This is a genomic window from Helicobacter macacae MIT 99-5501 (assembly GCF_000507845.1).
GTDB lineage: Bacteria > Campylobacterota > Campylobacteria > Campylobacterales > Helicobacteraceae > Helicobacter_B > Helicobacter_B macacae.
In genome coordinates, this window is record NZ_KI669454.1 from 187,542 (window position 1) to 206,021 (window position 18,480).

At 40.7% G+C, this 18,480-nt stretch carries 19 protein-coding genes; 11 read left to right on the plus strand and 8 right to left on the minus strand.

Going from position 1 to position 18,480, the window contains the following annotated elements; genetic code table 11:
• Nucleotides 1-12: 12 nt before the first annotated feature.
• From galE to HMPREF2086_RS00820, 3 genes are read right to left on the minus strand one after another with little or no spacing between them, the layout of a single operon-like run.
• Nucleotides 13-1,089, minus strand: a complete 1,077-nt coding sequence (gene galE / locus HMPREF2086_RS00810; RefSeq protein ID WP_023926822.1) for a UDP-glucose 4-epimerase GalE — start codon at nucleotides 1,087-1,089, stop codon at nucleotides 13-15.
• Nucleotides 1,086-1,553, minus strand: a complete 468-nt coding sequence (locus HMPREF2086_RS00815) for a GtrA family protein (protein WP_023926823.1) — start codon at nucleotides 1,551-1,553, stop codon at nucleotides 1,086-1,088. Before HMPREF2086_RS00815 ends, galE begins: the two co-directional genes overlap by 4 nt.
• Before the next feature lie 42 nt (nucleotides 1,554-1,595).
• Nucleotides 1,596-3,647, minus strand: a complete 2,052-nt coding sequence (locus tag HMPREF2086_RS00820) for a glycosyltransferase family 39 protein (RefSeq protein ID WP_023926824.1) — start codon at nucleotides 3,645-3,647, stop codon at nucleotides 1,596-1,598.
• Nucleotides 3,648-3,674: 27 nt separating this feature from the next.
• Between HMPREF2086_RS00820 and HMPREF2086_RS12250 the strand changes: the two genes are divergently transcribed.
• A complete protein-coding gene (locus HMPREF2086_RS12250) occupies nucleotides 3,675-3,800 on the plus strand; it encodes a hypothetical protein (protein WP_267902058.1) in 126 nt (41 codons plus the stop codon).
• Between the two features lie 57 nt (nucleotides 3,801-3,857).
• Here the strand turns inward: HMPREF2086_RS12250 and HMPREF2086_RS12255 are convergent, their stop codons facing one another.
• Nucleotides 3,858-3,983 carry a hypothetical protein gene (locus tag HMPREF2086_RS12255; protein WP_267902059.1) on the minus strand — a complete coding sequence of 42 codons (126 nt, stop codon included), beginning with the start codon at nucleotides 3,981-3,983 and terminating at the stop codon, nucleotides 3,858-3,860.
• A 219-nt stretch (nucleotides 3,984-4,202) separates the two neighbouring features.
• Here HMPREF2086_RS12255 and HMPREF2086_RS00830 point away from each other — a divergent pair, with 219 nt between their 5' ends.
• Both HMPREF2086_RS00830 and HMPREF2086_RS00835 read left to right on the plus strand, forming a co-directional pair.
• Nucleotides 4,203-5,288 (plus strand): DUF1698 domain-containing protein, encoded by a 1,086-nt coding sequence (locus HMPREF2086_RS00830; protein ID WP_023926825.1) that lies wholly within the window; start codon nucleotides 4,203-4,205, stop codon nucleotides 5,286-5,288.
• Entirely contained in the window at nucleotides 5,289-5,747 is a 459-nt protein-coding gene (locus tag HMPREF2086_RS00835; protein ID WP_023926826.1) for a hypothetical protein, read from the plus strand.
• A gap of 98 nt (nucleotides 5,748-5,845) precedes the next feature.
• Here the strand turns inward: HMPREF2086_RS00835 and fliW are convergent, their stop codons facing one another.
• On the minus strand, nucleotides 5,846-6,319 hold the full coding sequence (gene fliW / locus HMPREF2086_RS00840) for a flagellar assembly protein FliW (protein WP_023926827.1): 474 nt from the start codon (nucleotides 6,317-6,319) through the stop codon (nucleotides 5,846-5,848).
• Between the two features lie 489 nt (nucleotides 6,320-6,808).
• Between fliW and HMPREF2086_RS11300 the strand changes: the two genes are divergently transcribed.
• From HMPREF2086_RS11300 to HMPREF2086_RS00875, 8 genes are all read left to right on the plus strand, one after another.
• Nucleotides 6,809-6,970, plus strand: a complete 162-nt coding sequence (locus tag HMPREF2086_RS11300; RefSeq protein WP_156921300.1) for a hypothetical protein — start codon at nucleotides 6,809-6,811, stop codon at nucleotides 6,968-6,970.
• The gene (locus HMPREF2086_RS00845) at nucleotides 6,924-8,111 is read left to right on the plus strand and encodes a NifS family cysteine desulfurase (RefSeq protein ID WP_023926828.1); all 1,188 of its coding nucleotides are present in this window, start codon (nucleotides 6,924-6,926) and stop codon (nucleotides 8,109-8,111) included. The genes HMPREF2086_RS11300 and HMPREF2086_RS00845 overlap by 47 nt, the downstream gene beginning before the upstream one ends.
• 146 nt (nucleotides 8,112-8,257) lie before the next feature.
• A complete protein-coding gene (locus tag HMPREF2086_RS00850; protein ID WP_023926829.1) occupies nucleotides 8,258-9,238 on the plus strand; it encodes an iron-sulfur cluster assembly scaffold protein NifU in 981 nt (326 codons plus the stop codon).
• A 65-nt stretch (nucleotides 9,239-9,303) separates the two neighbouring features.
• Nucleotides 9,304-10,563 (plus strand): DNA cytosine methyltransferase, encoded by a 1,260-nt coding sequence (locus tag HMPREF2086_RS00855; protein WP_023926830.1) that lies wholly within the window; start codon nucleotides 9,304-9,306, stop codon nucleotides 10,561-10,563.
• Complete coding sequence (locus tag HMPREF2086_RS00860) at nucleotides 10,547-11,269, plus strand: UpaP162 family type II restriction enzyme (protein WP_023926831.1); 723 nt, start codon at nucleotides 10,547-10,549, stop codon at nucleotides 11,267-11,269. Before HMPREF2086_RS00855 ends, HMPREF2086_RS00860 begins: the two co-directional genes overlap by 17 nt.
• A 3-nt stretch (nucleotides 11,270-11,272) precedes the next feature.
• Nucleotides 11,273-12,070, plus strand: a complete 798-nt coding sequence (locus tag HMPREF2086_RS00865) for a type II restriction enzyme (RefSeq protein WP_232219080.1) — start codon at nucleotides 11,273-11,275, stop codon at nucleotides 12,068-12,070.
• Nucleotide 12,071: 1 nt separating this feature from the next.
• Nucleotides 12,072-12,980 (plus strand): DNA-methyltransferase, encoded by a 909-nt coding sequence (locus tag HMPREF2086_RS00870; RefSeq protein ID WP_023926833.1) that lies wholly within the window; start codon nucleotides 12,072-12,074, stop codon nucleotides 12,978-12,980.
• A gap of 24 nt (nucleotides 12,981-13,004) precedes the next feature.
• On the plus strand, nucleotides 13,005-14,894 hold the full coding sequence (locus tag HMPREF2086_RS00875; protein ID WP_023926834.1) for an ArnT family glycosyltransferase: 1,890 nt from the start codon (nucleotides 13,005-13,007) through the stop codon (nucleotides 14,892-14,894).
• Nucleotides 14,895-15,036: 142 nt separating this feature from the next.
• On the opposite strand, the gene HMPREF2086_RS00880 is transcribed toward HMPREF2086_RS00875, so the two are convergent.
• The 3 genes from HMPREF2086_RS00880 to panC form a co-directional block, all read right to left on the minus strand.
• Nucleotides 15,037-15,912, minus strand: coding sequence for a hypothetical protein (locus tag HMPREF2086_RS00880; protein WP_023926835.1), 876 nt, complete (start codon nucleotides 15,910-15,912; stop codon nucleotides 15,037-15,039).
• 251 nt (nucleotides 15,913-16,163) lie between these two features.
• The gene (locus tag HMPREF2086_RS00885) at nucleotides 16,164-17,435 is read right to left on the minus strand and encodes a hypothetical protein (protein ID WP_023926836.1); all 1,272 of its coding nucleotides are present in this window, start codon (nucleotides 17,433-17,435) and stop codon (nucleotides 16,164-16,166) included.
• A 103-nt stretch (nucleotides 17,436-17,538) separates the two neighbouring features.
• On the minus strand, nucleotides 17,539-18,414 hold the full coding sequence (panC, locus tag HMPREF2086_RS00890; protein ID WP_034560574.1) for a pantoate--beta-alanine ligase: 876 nt from the start codon (nucleotides 18,412-18,414) through the stop codon (nucleotides 17,539-17,541).
• Nucleotides 18,415-18,480 lie beyond the last annotated feature (66 nt).

Here is an 18,480-nt window from a genome sequence, read left to right on the forward strand (position 1 = left end):
TTTTTGTTACTTTTAATATCGCTGATTTTTATGCCACGCAAACGCGCTCTTTAGGATAGATTCCAAATCATAAAAGATAGGATTCCACCCTAAAATCTCTTTTGCTTTTTTGGCACTTCCTACTAGCTCATTTGGGTCGCCTTCTCGCCGTGATTCGTATTTGGTAGGAATCTCACATTGTGTGATTTTCCTTGCACACTCTAGCACTTCAATGACGGAGAATCCCGCACCATTGCCTAGATTAAACACTTCGCTTTTTAAATTTTGCTCTAAATAATATAGTGCCAAAATATGCGCTGCACTCAAATCATCTATATGGATAAAGTCCCGCACACAGCTGCCATCACGCGTGTCATAGTCTGTGCCAAAGACGCTAAAGCACTCACGCTTTTTGAGTGCGGTTTGTAGCATTAGTGGAATTAGGTGTGTTTCGGGGTTATGGGATTCGCCGATGTCAAAAAAGTTACTCGCTCCAGCGGCATTGAAATACCTTAGGGCAATGTAGTGTAGTCCATAAGCGTTTGCAAAATCAGCTAAAATCTGCTCTACCATTAGTTTGCTTCGTCCGTAGGGATTGATAGGATTTTGCGGGTGGGATTCTGCTATGGGTAGCTCCAAAGGATTGCCATAGGTGGCGCAAGTGGAGCTAAAGATAATGCGCTTAACGCCAAATTTGCGCATAGATTCTAGTAGGTTTAGAGAGTTTGCGACATTGTTTGCGTAGTATTTGGCGGGATTTTCTACACTCTCTCCCACATAGGCAAACGCAGCAAAATGCAAAACACAAGAAATTTTATGTTCCCTAAAAATCGCATCTAACGCTTCTTTGTCGCACAAATCTGCTTTGATAAATGTTGTGTTTGCTTTTGGGTTTGTGAGATTTGGCGTTACGCGTGATTGGGATAGATTTGTTCGATTAAAAAACTCTAAAATATTGCTAGAATCTAATAGCCTAAAATCTAGTGCTTCTTTGTGTCCAAAATGAAGGCTATCGACAACGATAGTGCGAAATCCTAGTGTGTTTAGCATAGCATTCACACAAGAGCCGATATATCCAGCTCCACCTGTGATTAGGATTTTGTCATTCATTTTTCGCCCCCTTTTTTATGAAATTTATTTTGCAGTGATTGCTCTAATGCGCTTGTCCTAAAGCTAAAAAATTTATGCCCCAAAAAGTTGCAAATAAAGCTAAAGCCAATGCCACAAATATGCGCTAGTAGCTTTTGTAGCTCTATGCTAAGCCCGAGATTTGCGCCTTGCAAAACTCTAAGCGCAAACACTGCTACAAAAGTCTGCACCACAAGCCCCACAAATGCCACGAGCGAGAATTTCACAAAGGCGATTTTGGTGCTTTTGTATTTGTCTTTTGGGAAAATGTATTTCACGCTTATGGCGAAATTCACAAAATGTCCGCTTATGTAGCCCAAAGCCACGCTCACACCAAAGCCAAAAAATAGCTCATAGAAAATGCGTGAGAGTAGATTCACAACTAAAGCGACAAAAGCCGAGCCAAAATAGCGCGTAAATTGCGAATGATAAATAAAAGCTAACACCGCGAATCCTTTAAAGCAAAATTATAGCAAAGTTTGGGATTTTCATTGTTTGATTACCTTAAATAGCTTAAATTGCGCGTTTTTATAGATTAGCTCTGTTTTCTTTAAAAATGCGCTTGAATCAATATTTATCGCATCATACCCACGCCACAAATCCCTCTCCCACAGCACGAAATCCACCTCATCGAATCTAGCGATATTATTACTCGCAAAAGAGATTCGATGCGTATTTAGATACAAAACGCGCGGTTTGCGAAATAAAATCACAGCATTTTTGGGCGTATTTTTATCGATAAACGCCCACATTTCCTTTGCTTCCTTTGTATATGCGCCACTTGTGGTGATTGTGCTATCAAAAATTTTTTTAAAATCAAGCACACAATTTGCCAAAATAATAAGCAACAATACGCTCATAAAACGCCCAAAGAATTGCCTATCAGCATTTAAGATAATAAGTCCTTTTGCACCCCATAGCACAGCAAAAGGCAATAGCAAATATACGAATCTAAGCCCTTGAATGCCAATCCACAAAAGCAACAACGCCAAAAATCCACACGCAAAAATCACATAAAAGATATTTTCGCTAAATCTCACGCCGTTTGCGCCCTTTAGGCTATCTTTGATACCGAAATATATCAGTGGCACACATAGCGCAAAAAGCGTTAGTCGCCCTTCATTTGCGAAAAAATCTTTGAAAATCTCCACATAATAATCAGCGTTGCGTAAAATACTTGCGCCACTTATATTTGCTAACATACCAAAATGTCCGCTACCACCGCTTGAAAGCGTGATTGAAACGATGGCGAATCCTACGATAAATATTGCATAAGGAATCGCGTGGATTTTCCAAGAATAGGGCGAATCTATAAGTGAGAGTGGCTTTAGGATTTTTGCTTTGAATAGATTCGGGGCGAATTGTTTGGCTAACAAAATGCCCTGCATTGCGATTAAAGCGCATAAAATAACAAATCCATTCATACGAATGAGACTTGCAAAAAGCATAAAGATTCCGCCAAAAGTTGCAATAAAAATGCCGTAACTGCGAGATTTTGATTCGCCAAATAACTTTGCCAAAATAATCAGCGTGATAAATCCAAATAATAAAAACGGAATGTCGCTTAAAATATTATTTGCCACAGATGAAGTCATAGAGGGATTTATCGCAAAAAATAGCGTGGCAAAAATAGCATAGATTCGTGGCAATCGAATCGCACAAAAGATATAAAAGATTCCCACAAATAGCGTGTAGCAAATGATTCCTATGCTTTTAAAAGCATAAATATTAAAGCCAAAGATTTTATAAAGCGGTGCTAAAAGCATTGGAAAGCCCCACGGATAGGCATAAGGACCATACAACCAATCGCATTGACTCATCATCAGCGTATTATCAGCGATATATTGCGCGACTTCGCCGTTTGCTAGGGCGATTCCTTGAGCGATATATCCGCTAAAATCCCCACCCCAATTATGCCCATTATCTACCTGCCCCACGCATAAAATAAGCGTAATTAGCGATAAAATAAGCGCGAGTGCGTAATCATATCTGCCAAACGGCACAAGGCGGTGCTTTATGGTATTTATTAACAAAAATGTAAGTGTCAAAATACCGATAAATATTTTTATAATATTCCACAGCAATGGATTAAAATCGATTGTATATTCCACTTTGCCTAGCGATTCAACGCCAAGCGTAGCTAAATCTTGCGTGGAGTTAAAAAAGACATTTCGTTTGCTATGTTTTAAATCCTTAAATGCGGTTGAATCCACCTTATTATCCCACGCATAGCTTATCACTTTGACATTTGAGATAGAGCTAGAGCGAAGCAGTGCGGCATATTTTTCAAAATAGATTCTAGCCGTATAGCTAAACTCGCCATCTATCGCATTTTTATCATCATCTAATGCCACTTTTTGCTCGTGTAGGCTTAGATTCGCGCTATATGTTTCGCCTTTTGTGGATTGATTTAGCATAAATGTGCCGATAATCCCTACTACCGCGATTATGCTTAAAACACATAGAGAGATTTTCGCCCACTTTGGGAATATCGCATTTAGCGTTGTATTTAGTGTTGCTTTTGGATTTGCCTTACTCATCTGCAAATCCTTGAATCAAAGCGTAGATTGGCTACCCCGTCATTGCAAGAGCTAGATTGCCACGAATATGCTAACGCAAATGCAAGGCTTACAAGTAAGCCTTGCAATGATGATAGGGCGATAATTTGTGCGAATGTCGCGATGGTGGCGTGAAATAATTGCTTTGTAGGTTTGGCAGATTTGTAAGAATAGAGTGTATTTTTGGGAGATTTATCTAATGAGTGAAGTGTATTCGCCCCCCCCCCCCCCAATATTTATCACTTTATGAAAAAGACCGTGTGTGAGTGATAAACTTTGCGTCAATCGACTTTGTGTAGCGTCTAAAAGATTTTGCATAATGAATGCCTTTGATAAAAAAATGTAGCCAAAAGCTAAATAAAGGCTGAATTATACAAAAAAAAAAAAAAACAATACCAAATAATAAGTCCGCAAAAAAATGTTTGTAAAAGAGTGCTTTATTTGCAAGAAATTATAATATCTTTGTTTGATTTGTTTATAATTTGCCACTGATTTGCCACACTAAAAAAAACGCAAAAAATATTGAAAAAGGTAAAAATGCAAAATCTGCTAAAGAATATCAACGATAAATATCACTTGCTTAGGGCTAAGCCTATCGTGCCGCTTCTATCTAGGCTAAGGCAGCTTAGTGAGGATTTGCCAAGACTCAAGTGCGAATATCACTATGACAGAGGGATAAGGATTCCACAAATACTGCCAAAAAATCACACAAACAAGCAGAGCATATATGAGATGATAGAATCTCTAGCGTGGGATTTGCGCTCGTGGAGGAAGGGACCATTTTTTTTGGAGGATTTGCATATAGATAGCGAGTGGCAGAGCTTTGTGAAGTGGGATTTGCTACTGCCTTATGCGCAAAATCTCCTAGAAAATGCGATAGTGGGCGACATAGGGTGCAATAATGGATTTTATCTCTTTGCGATGAGTTTGCACAAGGCGCGAAAGCTGGTGGGCTTTGACCCTAGTGCGCTGTTTTTTTGTCAATTTTGCTTTATCAATCATTTTTTGGATTTGCCTATTGAGTATGAGCTTTTGGGCGTGCAAGATTTAGATGAATACCTAAAATCCCAAAACACGCTAAAATCTCACAAGATAAATGCACTATCTAGCCCAAGCGGTGCTACAAAGCGCGAAAAATTTGATGTGCTTTTTTGTCTAGGTGTGCTCTATCATAGGAGCGATGTGTTTGCTACGCTAAAATCCCTTGCAAACGCGCTAGATTCTGGTGGGGTGGCGTTTGTAGATACGCTTGTGATAGATGAGATTGACTTAGGCGAGGAGATTTTGGCAAGCTTGCCACAAGAGGCAAGGCTGGCTTTGAGTGAAAAACTTGATAGACTTGCAAAAATGGAATTTGTGCTAAGCCCTAAAAAAAGTTATGCTAAAATGCGCAATGTGTTTTTTATCCCAAGTGTGCGGGCTTTTGAGGGGTGGGCATATCGCTGTGGATTTGGGGAGGTGGAGCTGCTTGCCATAGTGCCAACCACCACAGATGAGCAAAGAAAAACAAAGTGGATAACCTCCCTAAGCCTAGAATCTTTCCTTGACGAAAACGACTCTACGCGCACAAGTGAGGGCTATCCCGCACCAAAACGGGCGTATTTTAAGCTAAGGAGAAAATAAATGGCAGAAGAGATTGAGGAAGAGGAAAAAGTAGATAGATTATTCCCTGATGAGCGCGTGGTGGGCAATGCTATCAATCCGCATTTTTGTGGCGAAATGGAGGAAATCGGCAAAGATAAAGCCACTATCACTCTAACCACACGCGAGGATATGGAGGTGGATAAAGGCATAACGCATACGGGGTTTGTCCATAGCGCAGCGGGGTTTGCTGCACTATGTGCGATAAATAAGAAAAACTCCATAATCATAGGCTCTGATGTGAAGTTTCTCGCTCCTGTGGAGACGAACCAAAAGGTGGAATTCAAAGCCAAAACACTTGTGGGGGATATGCGCAAATGCGAAGTCAAGGTAGAGGGATATGTGCTTGATATAAAGATTTTTGATGGGTTGTTTTATATCGTAATCTTTGATAAAAAGCTATTCAAACTTAAGCTAAAAGAGAATGCTGAGCAACCTTAAAAGCACAATCTTAATAAGTCGCGCTTAAAAAAGCAGTGGCGCGAGATATTACTTTTGCAAAAGGCTTTGTGTAGATACTAAACTTCTAGAGGCTAATTTTATTTCTTTTTAGATTTTGCAGAATCGTCTTTTTTTGAGCTTTTTTTGGAATCGGCTTCTTTTGTTGGGCTTTGTGAATTTTCATCGTCCTCTTTATACCATTTAGAGATGGGCTCTGCTATGCCATAAGAGGGGTATTTGAAGCTATCTAGCACGATTTGAGCCATTGTTTTGTTGTCAAAATTAAACACAAGTGGGGCTAGGAAATTTATCGTGGAGTTTTGGATAGGTGTTTGCATTACCATAATGTTTGCGATAAGGATATTTTTGGAATTTTTCAAATCAAGCAAAAGCTCCATAGCCACAGGGACTTCAAAATCATATTGACGCAGGGCAAATGGATTTATCAGCACAAATACAGGGGCTGTGCCATCGGTGTTGCTAAGTCTCATAAAAATATCATCGATTTTTTCTAATGTCATTTTGCTGACATCTTCAAAGCCCAAAATAGGAGATTTTATATCGAAATCCATACTGCACCTTTGTCGTATTTGGTTTATCCTAGCAACCGCAAGCTATTTGGGAGCTATTTGTAAGAGTTGCTTCATAAATTTTAAATTCAAGGATTCTATCCAATTTTGGCTATAAAATCAATTTGTTGGGCAAATTTTTGCGTATTTTTCCCTAATTTTGTGTTTTTGTCTGATTTTTTGGATTCTTATAATTGTCTTATTTTTGGTAGAGAATCTTATTTTGGGATATGAAATTTTGACTACACATTACAAAATGTGTGCTACAATCCGCGCAAAATCAACCAAATATTAAAGTTTTCTTAAATTTTTAAGTTTTATCGCTTTGCTAGGCATTTTTGCCACCAAAGCTCAAGCCACAATCATATATTTATTATCAAGTGGATTATCAATATTACTAGATTTTTACAAAACCTGCTTTTATGCCTTTATTTGCCTTAAATCTAAAATCTGTTTTGTAAGCGGGATTTAAGTTAAAGCGCGGTTTAGTCAATGCGCTTTAGTCAATTAGCCAAAGTGATTTTTGCGCAAAATCCACAGCGCAAATCACAAACACAAATCCGCATTTGCAAGGCGACACAAACAAGCAACACAAAAAGGAAAAAAAATGACAAAGAGAATCTACCTAGACAACAACGCCACAACGATGATTGACCCCAAAGTCAAAGAAGCTATGGAGCCGTTTTTTGGCGAGCAGTTTGGCAATCCAAATAGCTTGCACAAATTTGGCACAGAAACACACCCAGCCATAGCCGATGCTATCGAGAAAATGTATGCAGGACTTAATGCTAGCGATGAAGATGACATAATCATCACTTCTTGCGCGACAGAATCAAATAATTGGGTGCTAAAGGGCGTGTATTTTGATTTGATTCATAATGGTGGAAATATCACAAATAGCGAGAAAAACCATATCATCACTACCGAAGTTGAGCACCCAGCTATCGGTGCTACTTGCGATTTTTTGGAATCTTTGGGTGTAAATATCACGCGATTGCCTGTGAATAAGCACGGAGCGATTTTTGCCCACCAAGTCGCAGAAGCAATCACGCCCAAAACCGCGCTAGTAAGCGTAATGTGGGCAAACAACGAAACAGGAGCGGTATTTCCCATAGAAGAAATAGGGGCGATTTGCAAGCAAAAAGGTGTGCTTTTTCACACCGATGCGGTGCAGGCTATCGGCAAAATCCCTGTGGATGTCCAAAAAGCAAATGTGGATTTTCTAAGCCTATCAGCGCATAAATTTCACGGACCAAAGGGCATAGGTGCGCTATATATCCGCAAAGGTGTAAGCCTAACTCCACTGCTTCACGGAGGTGAGCAAATGCGCGGGAGGAGAAGTGGCACGCTAAATGTCGCTTATATCGTGGGTATGGGCGAGGCTATGCAGCTTGCAAATGATTATTTGGGATTTGAGGGGACTTATGTGAAGTCTTTGCGTGATAAGCTAGAATCTGGCTTGCTAGAAATCCCTGATGTGCAAGTCATAGGCGACATTATTCATCGTGTGCCAAATACGATTTTGGTAAGTGTCAAAGGCATAGAGGGGGAGGCAATGCTGTGGGATTTGAACAAAGCTGGAATCGCGTGTAGCACGGGGAGTGCGTGCGCTAGTGAGGACTTGGAGGCAAATCCCATAATGGTAGCCGTAGGGGCGGATAAAGAGCTAGCACACACGGCTATTAGAATCTCACTTAGTAGGTTTAATACCGAAGAGGAGGTAGTTTATACGCTAGAAGTGTTTAGGAGAGCAGTAGAAAGACTGCGCAATATTTCTAGCTCATATTTGGCGTAGGCTGTGCTTGGCTTTTTGCGGATTATTTACGCGTTTGATTTAAGGCAGATTTATCTTGCCACATAATCCCAAAAATAGCCTAAAAGCACTTTGTAGAAGCGATTGAAAAAACTCTAGGCAATAATCAAAACAACAAAGGATAACAAATGGCAAAAAATGACTTAATCGGCGGTGCGTTATGGGACGCATATAGCAAAAAAGTAGCACAGCGAATGGACAATCCAACTCATCTAGGTGTCATCACCCAAGAGCAAGCAGACGCCAAAGGTGCGAAACTCATCGTAGCGGACTATGGCGCGGAGTCGTGTGGCGATGCGGTGCGGCTGTATTGGCTCGTGGATAAAGATGACAGAATTATTGATGCGAAGTTTAAGAGCTTTGGCTGCGGGACGGCTATCGCAAGTAGTGATATGATGGTGGAGCTGTGCCTAAACAAAACCGTGCAAGAAGCGGTAAAAATCACTAATATCGATGTAGAAAAGGCACTGCGTGATGACCCCGATACGCCCGCTGTCCCCGGGCAAAAGATGCACTGCTCGGTAATGGCTTATGATGTCATCAAAAAAGCAGCAGGGCTCTATCTAGGCAAAAATGCCGAAGACTTTGAAGATGAAATCATCGTGTGTGAGTGCGCACGCGTAAGCCTCTCTACGATAAAAGAAGTCATACGACTAAATGACTTAAAATCCGTAGAGGAAATCACCCAATACACCAAAGCAGGCGCGTTTTGCAAATCTTGCGTGAAAGCAGGCGGGCACGAGAAGCGCGAATACTATCTAGTGGATATTCTAAACGCTGTGCGAACCGAAATGGAGAGCGAGAAGCTAAAAACCCAATACGAAAAAAGCCAAAGTGATGGCGCGAAATTCGCAGATATGACAATGGTGCAAAAGGTAAAAATGGTGGATAAAGTCATCGATGAAAATATCCGCCCAATGCTAATGATGGATGGCGGAAATATGGAAATCCTCGACATAAAGGACACAAGCGATGGGCATATCGACATCTATATACGATATATGGGTGCGTGCGATGGGTGCGCGAGTGCTGCCACAGGCACGCTCTATGCCATAGAATCTGTCTTGCAAGAAAATCTCGATTCTAGCATTCGCGTAATGCCGATATAGACGCAAAATATGGGTATAGTAAGTGTGGTAAGCCAAGTGGATTTTAGCCCTATTTTGGAGTGAGTATGCTTAGCATTGATGAGGTTGCAAGAGAGACAAATATGTCGGTAAAATTTGTTCGCAGAGAAGTGGCGAATGGAAATCTGCAATCTACCAAAAAACACTCCAAATATCACATTTCAAGGCTAGATTTTGAAAGCTGGAGGGACACACCACAAGTTGCTAAAAACACCAAAGCTAAAGCAAGACAAACAAAAGACATTGTCCATTGGATTGATATTGCTAAGCAAATGCAAAATATCAATGGTTGGGCAAATCAATGCGATAACTCTTATAATATGATAGATTTATTTTCTGGTGCTGGTGGATTGTCTTGCGGGCTTATGATGGCTGGGTTTACTCCCATAGCTTGTGCGGAGATTTTGGATTCTGCTATAAGCACATATAAACACAATATTTGCTCTAAACTAGGCGCAAAACCACATTTTATAGCGCGTGATATTAGCGATTTGGGCGCAAAAAATGATTTAATCAATTATGCAAAAAATACCCATATACATTTGATTGCTGGAGGGTTTCCTTGTCAAGGGTTTAGTATGGCAGGAAATCGCATAGTAGATGACAAACGAAATACTCTATATGTGGAAATGCTAGATATTGTAGGGCGATTGCAACCAGATTTTATTTTAATGGAAAATGTAGAGGGAATCCGCTCAATGCTAAATGGCGAAGTGGAGCACAAAATCATCAAAGATTATGCAAATATCGGCTATGAAATCAATGTAACCACGCTTTGTGCGGCGGATTATGGTGTGCCACAGCTTCGCAAAAGAGTGATATTTATCGGCAATCGAGTGCATAAAAGGAACTACCACCCTAAGCCTATTTTTAATAAACACAACTACAAAACCGTAAAAAATGCCATAGAGCGGTTTTTGCACTTAGATGAAAACAAAGCTATCAATCACGAATTTACCAAACATTCAAAAGACATCATAGAGAGGCTAAAAAATCTCAAAGAAGGGCAATCGCTTTATGAAAATTACTCTGATGCGTGGAAAAGAGTGTATTGGGATAAACCCTCAAGCACTGTGAAAGAAAATCACGGAGGTGTGAATGTCCATCCATTGCTTCCAAGAGTTATGACACCAAGAGAATTGGCTGCATTGCAGAGTTTTCCTGATGATTTTATATTTCAAGGGAGCAAAAAATGGCAATTAGTCCAAATAGGCAATGCAGTCCCGCCACTACTTGCAAAGGCGATAGGGCTTGCTATCATAGAATCTATAAATAAAAAAGAATGCGTGAATGAATGCTTATTTTAAAAATATTTGCGAAGCAAAAGATAAAATAAAAGCATATTTAGACACGATATATCAAGTGTCAGGCGATGAATTATTGCTTGAACTAGAGCATTATAATTTACTTGAAAATCCAAATAATTGCATTGAGACTTCTACGGCAATCGGCTTTATTTTGGAGGAATTTATCACTTCAAAACTAGAAATTTACACCAAAAAATTTCATAGCAATAGCGATGAAATCCTAATCAAAAAAATATCTACTAGCTCGGCGACAAAATATAGCTTTGATTGCTATGGTTTGTATAAAAATATTTTGTTTTTGATAAATATCAAGGTGCAAAAAGAGGGCTCTGCAAATAACGCAATCGCGGCGATAAATCGTATATATAAGGATTATGTGGAAGAAAGCATAGATAATATCAACACAGAAAAATCCTATCTAATCCTAAAAACTCACTATGGTTTTGCCAAATCAAAAAATGATGGGGAGCGAAAAATCAGCATTAAAGGAACACAATGCTATGCTTTAGAAGAGATTGATTTTAGCAAAGGAGTCCTAAAAGACCATAGAAATTGGAGTAAGACATTTAACGAAAATAGTGGCAGACTTCAAATACCTAATAAGTGGCTAATAAATCATAGATTAAAAGATGGCGAAATCTCTTATAACACGACAAAAGATTTTCTAACAAGTATTTATAATGGCAAATACAATGAAAAAAGATAAAAAATGCTAAGGCAAGATATGCGTGTAAAGACAAACAAAAAGCATCTTGTCTTGCTTGATTTGTATCGACATTGTGAAGCGCGAAATGATTTTGTCTTTCACAACGACTTAGTCAAAGAGATTTCAAAAAAGCACAAGTTTGGCAATCCATTTGACGCGACAAAACTTGATTGTAGCGATAAATTGCCACCATATTTCAAAGATAATGATATTGCCCTCTTGCATTTAGGCGGTGGCAATCACAAATTTATCAAAGGCATAGACAAACTTTACCACGCATTTGAGCCGATACAAGAATCCCTCAAGTGGAGCTACAAAAAAAGCCTGCTAAATGAATACAACGATAGCGAAAGCAATATTTTAAGCGTAGCAAACAATCAGCGCATTTTGCACGATTTTGTATTTGGGGAGGATTTGGACTTTAGCACTCTTAGCATCGATAAACGGCCCAAAACCTACTTCCCACACCGCACAAAATCCACACTTCAATACTTTTTTGAATCCCAAGAAATCACAGCCCAAAATCAGCAAATCGAAATCGACTTGACGCTAGAATTTAACGGCACTATCAGCATTTTTGAAGCAAAAAATGGCGAGCCAAAAGATTTTAATATCTATCAAATCTATCACCCATTTTTGTATTATCATAGCTCAAAACTACCGATAGATAAGATTATTTGTTGTTATTTGGTGCGTAAAGGGCAGAGATTAAAACTTTGGGCTTATACTTTTAGTGAGCCTTTGTGTTTGGATTCTATCGTGTTTTTAAAATCTAGAGAGTATGTTTTGGTAAGGAGCTAAAATGCAGTGGAATACAATCCATAATGATGACACGCTAAAGATTTTGCAATCCTTGCCAGATGAGTGCTTGGATATGGTTTGGGGAGACCCTGATTATAATGTGGGCATTGATTATAACGGGAGCAAATACACGCAAAAATGGGAGGATTATATAGATTGGTATGCAAAGATAGCACAAGAATCCCTGCGTGTGCTAAAGCCTAGCGGCAACGCGTTTTTTATGAATTATCCCAAGCAAAATGCCTATTTGCGCGTGAAATGCCTTGATAGCCTTGCTTATGATGTGTGCGAATATGTGTGGGTGTATAATACCAATGTAGGGCATAGTAAAAGACGGCTTACCACCGCGCACCGCTCTATCTTGCACGCGACAAAATCCAAAGACAATCATTTCTACAAAGACAATATCGCCCTACCTTATCAAAACCCAACTGATAAGCGGATAAAAGAAAGGATAGCGCGTGGGGAAAAAGGGCGAATGCCCTACTCGTGGTTTTATTTTGATTTAGTCAAAAATGTAAGCAAGGATAAGACTTTCCATTCTTGTCAGATTCCCGCCGCACTTGTAGAAATGTTTATCAAATCTTGCACAAATGAGGGAGATAGCGTGTTTGTGCTATTTGGCGGAAGTGGTGGCGAAATAATGCTATGTGAAAAGCTCAAGCGCAAATGGCTAAGCTGCGAGCTGCATAAGCCTTATTTTGATATGATTGCTGATAGATTGCAATCTAATGGAGCGATAAAAAATGAGTTTCGCTTGCCAAATTTCACGCGCAAAGATTTCGCAGGCAAGGACTTCACGAGCCCAAATTTAATGCAAAAGGAGCTCACGCTTCTAGATTTTAAACAGACAGATGAGAAGCGCAAAGATTTTGATAAATCCCAAATTGCACATTCTAGAGCGTTATAAAATCTAAAACCAAAGGAAAGATAAATGCCACGCACGCAACACTCTCACTCCAAAGATTCCCCCAAAGCCACCTCGCAATCCACCTTGCAAAACACTTCTAGCACAATCCCCCGCTCAAATCCACAAACTCTCCACATAAACTCTACCAACTCTACAAACCCCACAAATGCCCTGCTTTACGCGCTTATCGCGCTACTTGGCTTTATCCTCATCGTGCGCTTGGTTAGCCTCGCACTCTACCCGCTTATGGACCCCACAGAGGCACGGTATGCCGAAATGGCGCGAAAGATTTTGGAGCTAAATGATTGGGTGGTGTTGCATTACACCTATGAGCAGCCCTTTTGGGGGAAGCCTCCGCTTAGCTTTTGGGGGAGCGCGGTTGGAATGTGGATTTTTGGGATAAATGAATTTGGTGCGCGAATCGCCCCTTTTGTCGCTAGCTTGCTTGTGTGCGTGCTTTTCTTTGCGTGGGACTTTGGAGGCAAGTCCTCAAATGGCACAAACACCGCAAGTAGCGCAAGCGATTTTGCCAAAAGGCGTCATATCCTGCTAGCCCTTGCAAGCGCAATTATTTTATCAAGCAGTGCGATTGGGCTTGTGAGTGCGGGGGCTGTGATGACTGATGAGTTTTTGCTCATTTGCGTGGGGCTGTGTATGGTGGGATTTTGGCGATGTGTGGGGGATTGTGGCGTGGCAAATGTGGCTAGCAAGCAAGAATGTGGCAGTGAGAAAGCCACAATTTCCAAAGCCACCAAAACTTGCAAAACCTCCAAAAATAAACGCCTTTGGGGCTATGTCTTTTTTATCGGCGTAGGCTTAGGCTTGCTGGCAAAAGGACCGCTTATCCTTGTGCTAGCTGGCGTGCCGCTTGTGGGATTTGTGCTGCTTGTTTTTTTGGCTAGGCGATTTTGTGATTGCGCGAGTTTGCGCCTTGATTTTAGGCATTTTCCGCTTTTTAGCGGGAGTGCGCTCGCCCTGCTTATCGCGCTTCCGTGGTATGTGGCGTGTGAAGCGCGAAGTGAGGGGTTTTTGGAGTATTTTATCGTGGGCGAGCATTTCAAGCGGTTTTTGGTGAGTGGCTGGGAGGGGGATTTATACGGCAGTGCGCACTCTCGTAGGCTTGGGAGTATATGGCTGTTTTTCCTTGTGGCGTTTTTGCCTTGGAGTGTGGCTTTTGTGGGGTTTTTGTGCGCCTTTGCCACTAAAATCTTTAGGCAAGATAGCTCTGTGCCAAACGCGCAAAAAAGTTCAGAATTTAAAGCCTTAGCGGGAGTTAGCAAGCGCGTTTGTAACGCTATCTTTACCCCTCTGCTAGCAAACAACGCCAAAAGCCTTTATCTCACACTTTGGCTTCTTACCCCACTTGCCTTTTTTACCCTCTCGCGCAATGTGCTTTGGACTTATGTGTTGCCTTGCGCGCTTCCATTTAGCATACTGCTTGCGCAGTGGATTTTCCAAAGTGGGCTTAAAAAATACATTTGGATTGCGCCTTTTGTGATTGTCGCGGGATTTGGCGCGTTTATCGCCACGCCTAGCGCGGATAAGGCACTTGCGCCCTATCATCACAAGGATATTTTTGCGCACTTTAGCGGGGATAGTGAGCTCTTATATATCGGGCTTACTCCCTCATATAGTGCGCAGTTTTATACCCACGCCAAATTTGACACACTGCACGCGCAAAGCCCTGCGCTAGAGCCTTTTAGGGAGAAAATCTACTCGCTAAAAGACTTAAAAGAGTGCGAGGATTTGGGGGCTAGCTGTGAGATTTCAGCCCTGCTTAGCGCAAAAAAGCGCGTAAGTATCGCTATAAAATCAAGTGATTTTGCTTCATATAGCGAGATTTTTACTCGCCTTGCCCCGCACTTTAGGCAAGTTGCACAATCCAAAGGCATAATGCTTTTGCAAAATTTCTAAGCGAACTTTTGTCGCGCAAATATAGCGCAAAATCTAAAAAACGGGTTTGTAGGAAAAAGCGTTAGAAAAGCTAGAAGCTAGGATATAAAAAATCTTGCAAAGTGTTTGGAGTTAGATTTTGCAAAAGTGTGCAAAAACGGGTTTATTGCACTTTATTTGCTCTTTGCTGTCGTAGCAAGCCTTGTTTTTCAAGTTTTTGCACAGCTTTTATGTTTTTGTAGATTTTGTTGTAGTATTTTTGTGCTGACCTTGAGTTTACCTTAAATCCCGCGTTGTAGCTTTTTATGGCGTATTCTAGGGGATTTTTTTTGCGCTTAGACCAATAGTTATAAAAGTATTGCAGTGTGTCTAGCGCGGCGTTTATGGATAAATCCTCATTGATTATTAGATTTCCACAATAGATATTGCGATTTAGCGGGGAATCTTTGATTTTGTTAAACCTAAGATAGCTTTTGATATTGATATGTAGCACTCCGCAGTCATAAGTTTGCAGGTTTAGCGGGTATAGTCCTAGCCTAGATTCTGCATAAGAAATGGCGATAAGCGCGTAGTGAAAATCAAATGGCTTGCCTACTGCCCAGAGCTTTTTTAGCAAGGCTTTTTGTGTGTCTTCTAAATCTTCCCATTCTAGTGTGCTTGCAGATAGTGGGCTAGAAGCGCACACAAGGCAGAGCACCAAAGGTGCTAGTAAGATTTTCACGCAAGATTTTGCTTTGGAATTTATCCAAGATTTTGCTTGATAAGTCGCACAATAAGTTGTGTAAAAAAAAGTGCGGGGAAAATCAAAAATCCTAGCGTAAGCCATAAAAAAATAGCGATAAAGTCCTAGCCCAAATCGCGCTAAAAAAGCGCGGATATGAGCGCAAAATCTCACAAAAAAGCGAAAAATCCTAGCAAAACCACATAAAGCAACTATACGAGCTGCTATGTGGATTTTTGGAGGGATTTCGGGGATTTTCTCACTAGGCTTTTTGCGATAGTGATTTGGGTTAGCTTTTTTTAGCTCTTGTGCTTGCATTTTTGATATACTCCTTGCAAGTATTCATTTACTATTGGTTTGCCTACTAGCAAAATATATTCCAAAGTAAATGTATCACAAACAATTAGCTAATGAATGAAAAACACTAGGCAAATGATAAGCAAACAAATACCCTCGCACTTCTTCTAATCACTATTGCCTCACACCTCCTCTAGCCACGAACCCCCTCGCAAGTAGGCAAGCTATATAAACCCCGCAGATTCTATAACCCCCACAATCCGAAAAATCAGCTAAAACGCTAAGCGCAAGCCACCATTTACTTGCGTAAGTGTAGGCACTCCATAAGAATCCAAATGTGTATTTGCGACATTTACCACACCTATGACATTATCGCTAAACCAAATCTCAAAGCCCGCATTTACTTCGTTTTGAGTGGATTTTACGCGCCTTGTCTGCGTGGCAGGATTCGCACCATTCGCACTATTTGCCATAGATTCTATTGCGTCATAAAAAGTCGCCCCATAAGCTACAAAAAAGTTAAATCTCTTTAGTTTTGCAGAGATTTTGCCATATATGAGATTGGCGTTTGGCTGTGTTTTTAGTGTGCGACCTCCCCACACAAAAAACGGGCTAATATCATCGCCCAAAATCCCTAGACTACCCCACCCAGCTTTATACCCTGTCAGCACATATCCAGCTGCAATCTCAAAGGTATTTTTCATCGAAAAATTCCCTTGTAGATAAAACACCCCGCCGTCATTTTTCCCGCTAGATTGCACTACTTGGAGGGCATTTTTGTGCTCAAAGCTATATGCCCCACCACTTCTAGCTTGAAGTGCAAACTTTTCGCCTATATCAAAATCTGCTTGTAGATTCCCACCCACAGCGGTAAAAATCGGTGGGGAAAAGTAAGTATAAGCCTTTAGCGTGAGTTTGTCATCTAAAAAATAATACTTCGCTCCCGCATAATACACGCCTGCTTCACTAGGACGGACAAAGTTTGTCATCGCATAATAATCAATCCGCCCAAAATCATACACCCAAAACGCTTCTATGAGTAGATTTTCTAGCGAGCGATTGCGCACCCAAATTGCATCGGTAAGTGTGTTTATCCACTCATTTTTTATGTCGATTCTGCCGAGTTTGACATTGGTATCGCCATCGAAATATTCAAAAAAGGATTCTGCTAAAGCGGCTTGATTGGAATTAAAAAAATCCTCCCTCACGCTTCCGCCACCTTTTTTGGAATCATAAAAGCTAGCCATTGCGCGGAAGCTAATACTTGCGCGGAAGTTTTTGTAAAAACCTGAAGTATATCCTAGTCCCACATTCCCTAGAAAATATCCCATATTGCCCATATATCCGTAGCTTGCAAGCCCTGCGTTTTTGTTGCCTACTATTGTGGGAGTGCCTTTTATGCCACCTATGAAATTTCCATAAAAGATTAAATCCCCCTTGCTTACGCCGTTTTTTAGCGCGTCATCTATGCTTTCAAACGCCACACTTGGCACAATTAAAAGTGAAAAAACAAAGGCTAGAGCTAAGCGCAAGTTTTTTATCATTTGGCATTCCTTAAAGTAGGGAGATTAAGATATTTTTGTGATTGTATCTTATTTGGGTGTTTTTTGTGCATTTTGGGTATTTATTGTCGTGGTGTTTTTGGGGTTATAGCCATAGATTATCAAGCAGTCTAGTTTTGCCTACAAATCCCGCAAGCAAGATTATGCTTTTATCTGGCGTGAGCGTGTCAGTCCTTTTTAGCTCATAATCACACGCTTCTAGATAGTCTAGCTCCACTCCACTATTTTGTAGCACTTTTTGCCCCACGCTAAGAACTTCTTTTGCACTAGGCACTTTTTTGGAATCTACTTTGTGGTTTTTTGATTTTGCAGAAATCTCATCATAGTGTTTTTTCATAGATTCTATCGCTTTTGGGATTGCTAGTGCGATTTCACGCTCTTCTTTGGATAGATAGGCATTGCGTGAGCTTAGAGCTAGTCCGTCTTTATCCCGCACGATAGGACAAGGCACGATAGAAATGGGGATAAAAAAATCCTTTACCATTTTTTGTATGACTAAAAGCTGCTGGGCATCTTTGCGCCCGAAATACGCATTATCAGCACAAGATAGCCAAAAAAGTTTCATAATCACTTGTAGCACTCCACCAAAATGGCTAGGGCGGGCAAATCCCTCAAGCACGCAAGCAAGAGATTTTGGTGGGTTTATGCTTGCTTCATCATCGCTTTGATACATATCGCTAGCTTGTGGGAGAAACACAGCACTTGCTCCTAGCTCCTCACACCTAGCTATATCTGCTTCAATCGTGCGTGGGTAGGTGGCTAAGTCCTCGCTTGGTGAGAATTGAGCGGGGTTTACAAATATTGATACGATTGTGTGGGAATTTTGCTTGATACTTGTGGATATGAGCGAGGAGTGTCCAGCGTGGAGTGCACCCATAGTGGGGACTAAGCCTAGAGTGGATTTTTTGTTGCCTTTTTTATCGGTGCTTTTTGTGGATTTTGCATTTTCTCTAGCTTTTATGCAGTATGCTTGGAGTTCTTTTGGGGTTTTTAGAAGTGTGATTTTGCTCATTTATGTTTGCCTTAG

Excerpts from the sequence above, each read along its gene's own strand:
- HMPREF2086_RS00820 (WP_023926824.1), bottom strand. The coding sequence starts at position 3,647 with ATGAGTAAGGCAAATCCAAAAGCAACACTAAATACAACGCTAAATGCG.
- HMPREF2086_RS00845 (WP_023926828.1), top strand. The coding sequence starts at position 6,924 with ATGACAAAGAGAATCTACCTAGACAACAACGCCACAACGATGATTGAC.
- HMPREF2086_RS00870 (WP_023926833.1), top strand. The coding sequence starts at position 12,072 with ATGCAGTGGAATACAATCCATAATGATGACACGCTAAAGATTTTGCAA.
- HMPREF2086_RS12255 (WP_267902059.1), bottom strand. The coding sequence starts at position 3,983 with ATGCAAAATCTTTTAGACGCTACACAAAGTCGATTGACGCAAAGTTTA.
- galE (WP_023926822.1), bottom strand. The coding sequence starts at position 1,089 with ATGAATGACAAAATCCTAATCACAGGTGGAGCTGGATATATCGGCTCT.
- fliW (WP_023926827.1), bottom strand. The coding sequence starts at position 6,319 with ATGGATTTCGATATAAAATCTCCTATTTTGGGCTTTGAAGATGTCAGC.
- HMPREF2086_RS00850 (WP_023926829.1), top strand. The coding sequence starts at position 8,258 with ATGGCAAAAAATGACTTAATCGGCGGTGCGTTATGGGACGCATATAGC.
- HMPREF2086_RS00875 (WP_023926834.1), top strand. The coding sequence starts at position 13,005 with ATGCCACGCACGCAACACTCTCACTCCAAAGATTCCCCCAAAGCCACC.
- HMPREF2086_RS00835 (WP_023926826.1), top strand. The coding sequence starts at position 5,289 with ATGGCAGAAGAGATTGAGGAAGAGGAAAAAGTAGATAGATTATTCCCT.
- HMPREF2086_RS00860 (WP_023926831.1), top strand. The coding sequence starts at position 10,547 with ATGAATGCTTATTTTAAAAATATTTGCGAAGCAAAAGATAAAATAAAA.
- HMPREF2086_RS00865 (WP_232219080.1), top strand. The coding sequence starts at position 11,273 with ATGCTAAGGCAAGATATGCGTGTAAAGACAAACAAAAAGCATCTTGTC.
- HMPREF2086_RS00880 (WP_023926835.1), bottom strand. The coding sequence starts at position 15,912 with ATGCAAGCACAAGAGCTAAAAAAAGCTAACCCAAATCACTATCGCAAA.
- HMPREF2086_RS11300 (WP_156921300.1), top strand. The coding sequence starts at position 6,809 with ATGCGCTTTAGTCAATTAGCCAAAGTGATTTTTGCGCAAAATCCACAG.
- HMPREF2086_RS00885 (WP_023926836.1), bottom strand. The coding sequence starts at position 17,435 with ATGATAAAAAACTTGCGCTTAGCTCTAGCCTTTGTTTTTTCACTTTTA.
- HMPREF2086_RS00855 (WP_023926830.1), top strand. The coding sequence starts at position 9,304 with ATGCTTAGCATTGATGAGGTTGCAAGAGAGACAAATATGTCGGTAAAA.
- HMPREF2086_RS00830 (WP_023926825.1), top strand. The coding sequence starts at position 4,203 with ATGCAAAATCTGCTAAAGAATATCAACGATAAATATCACTTGCTTAGG.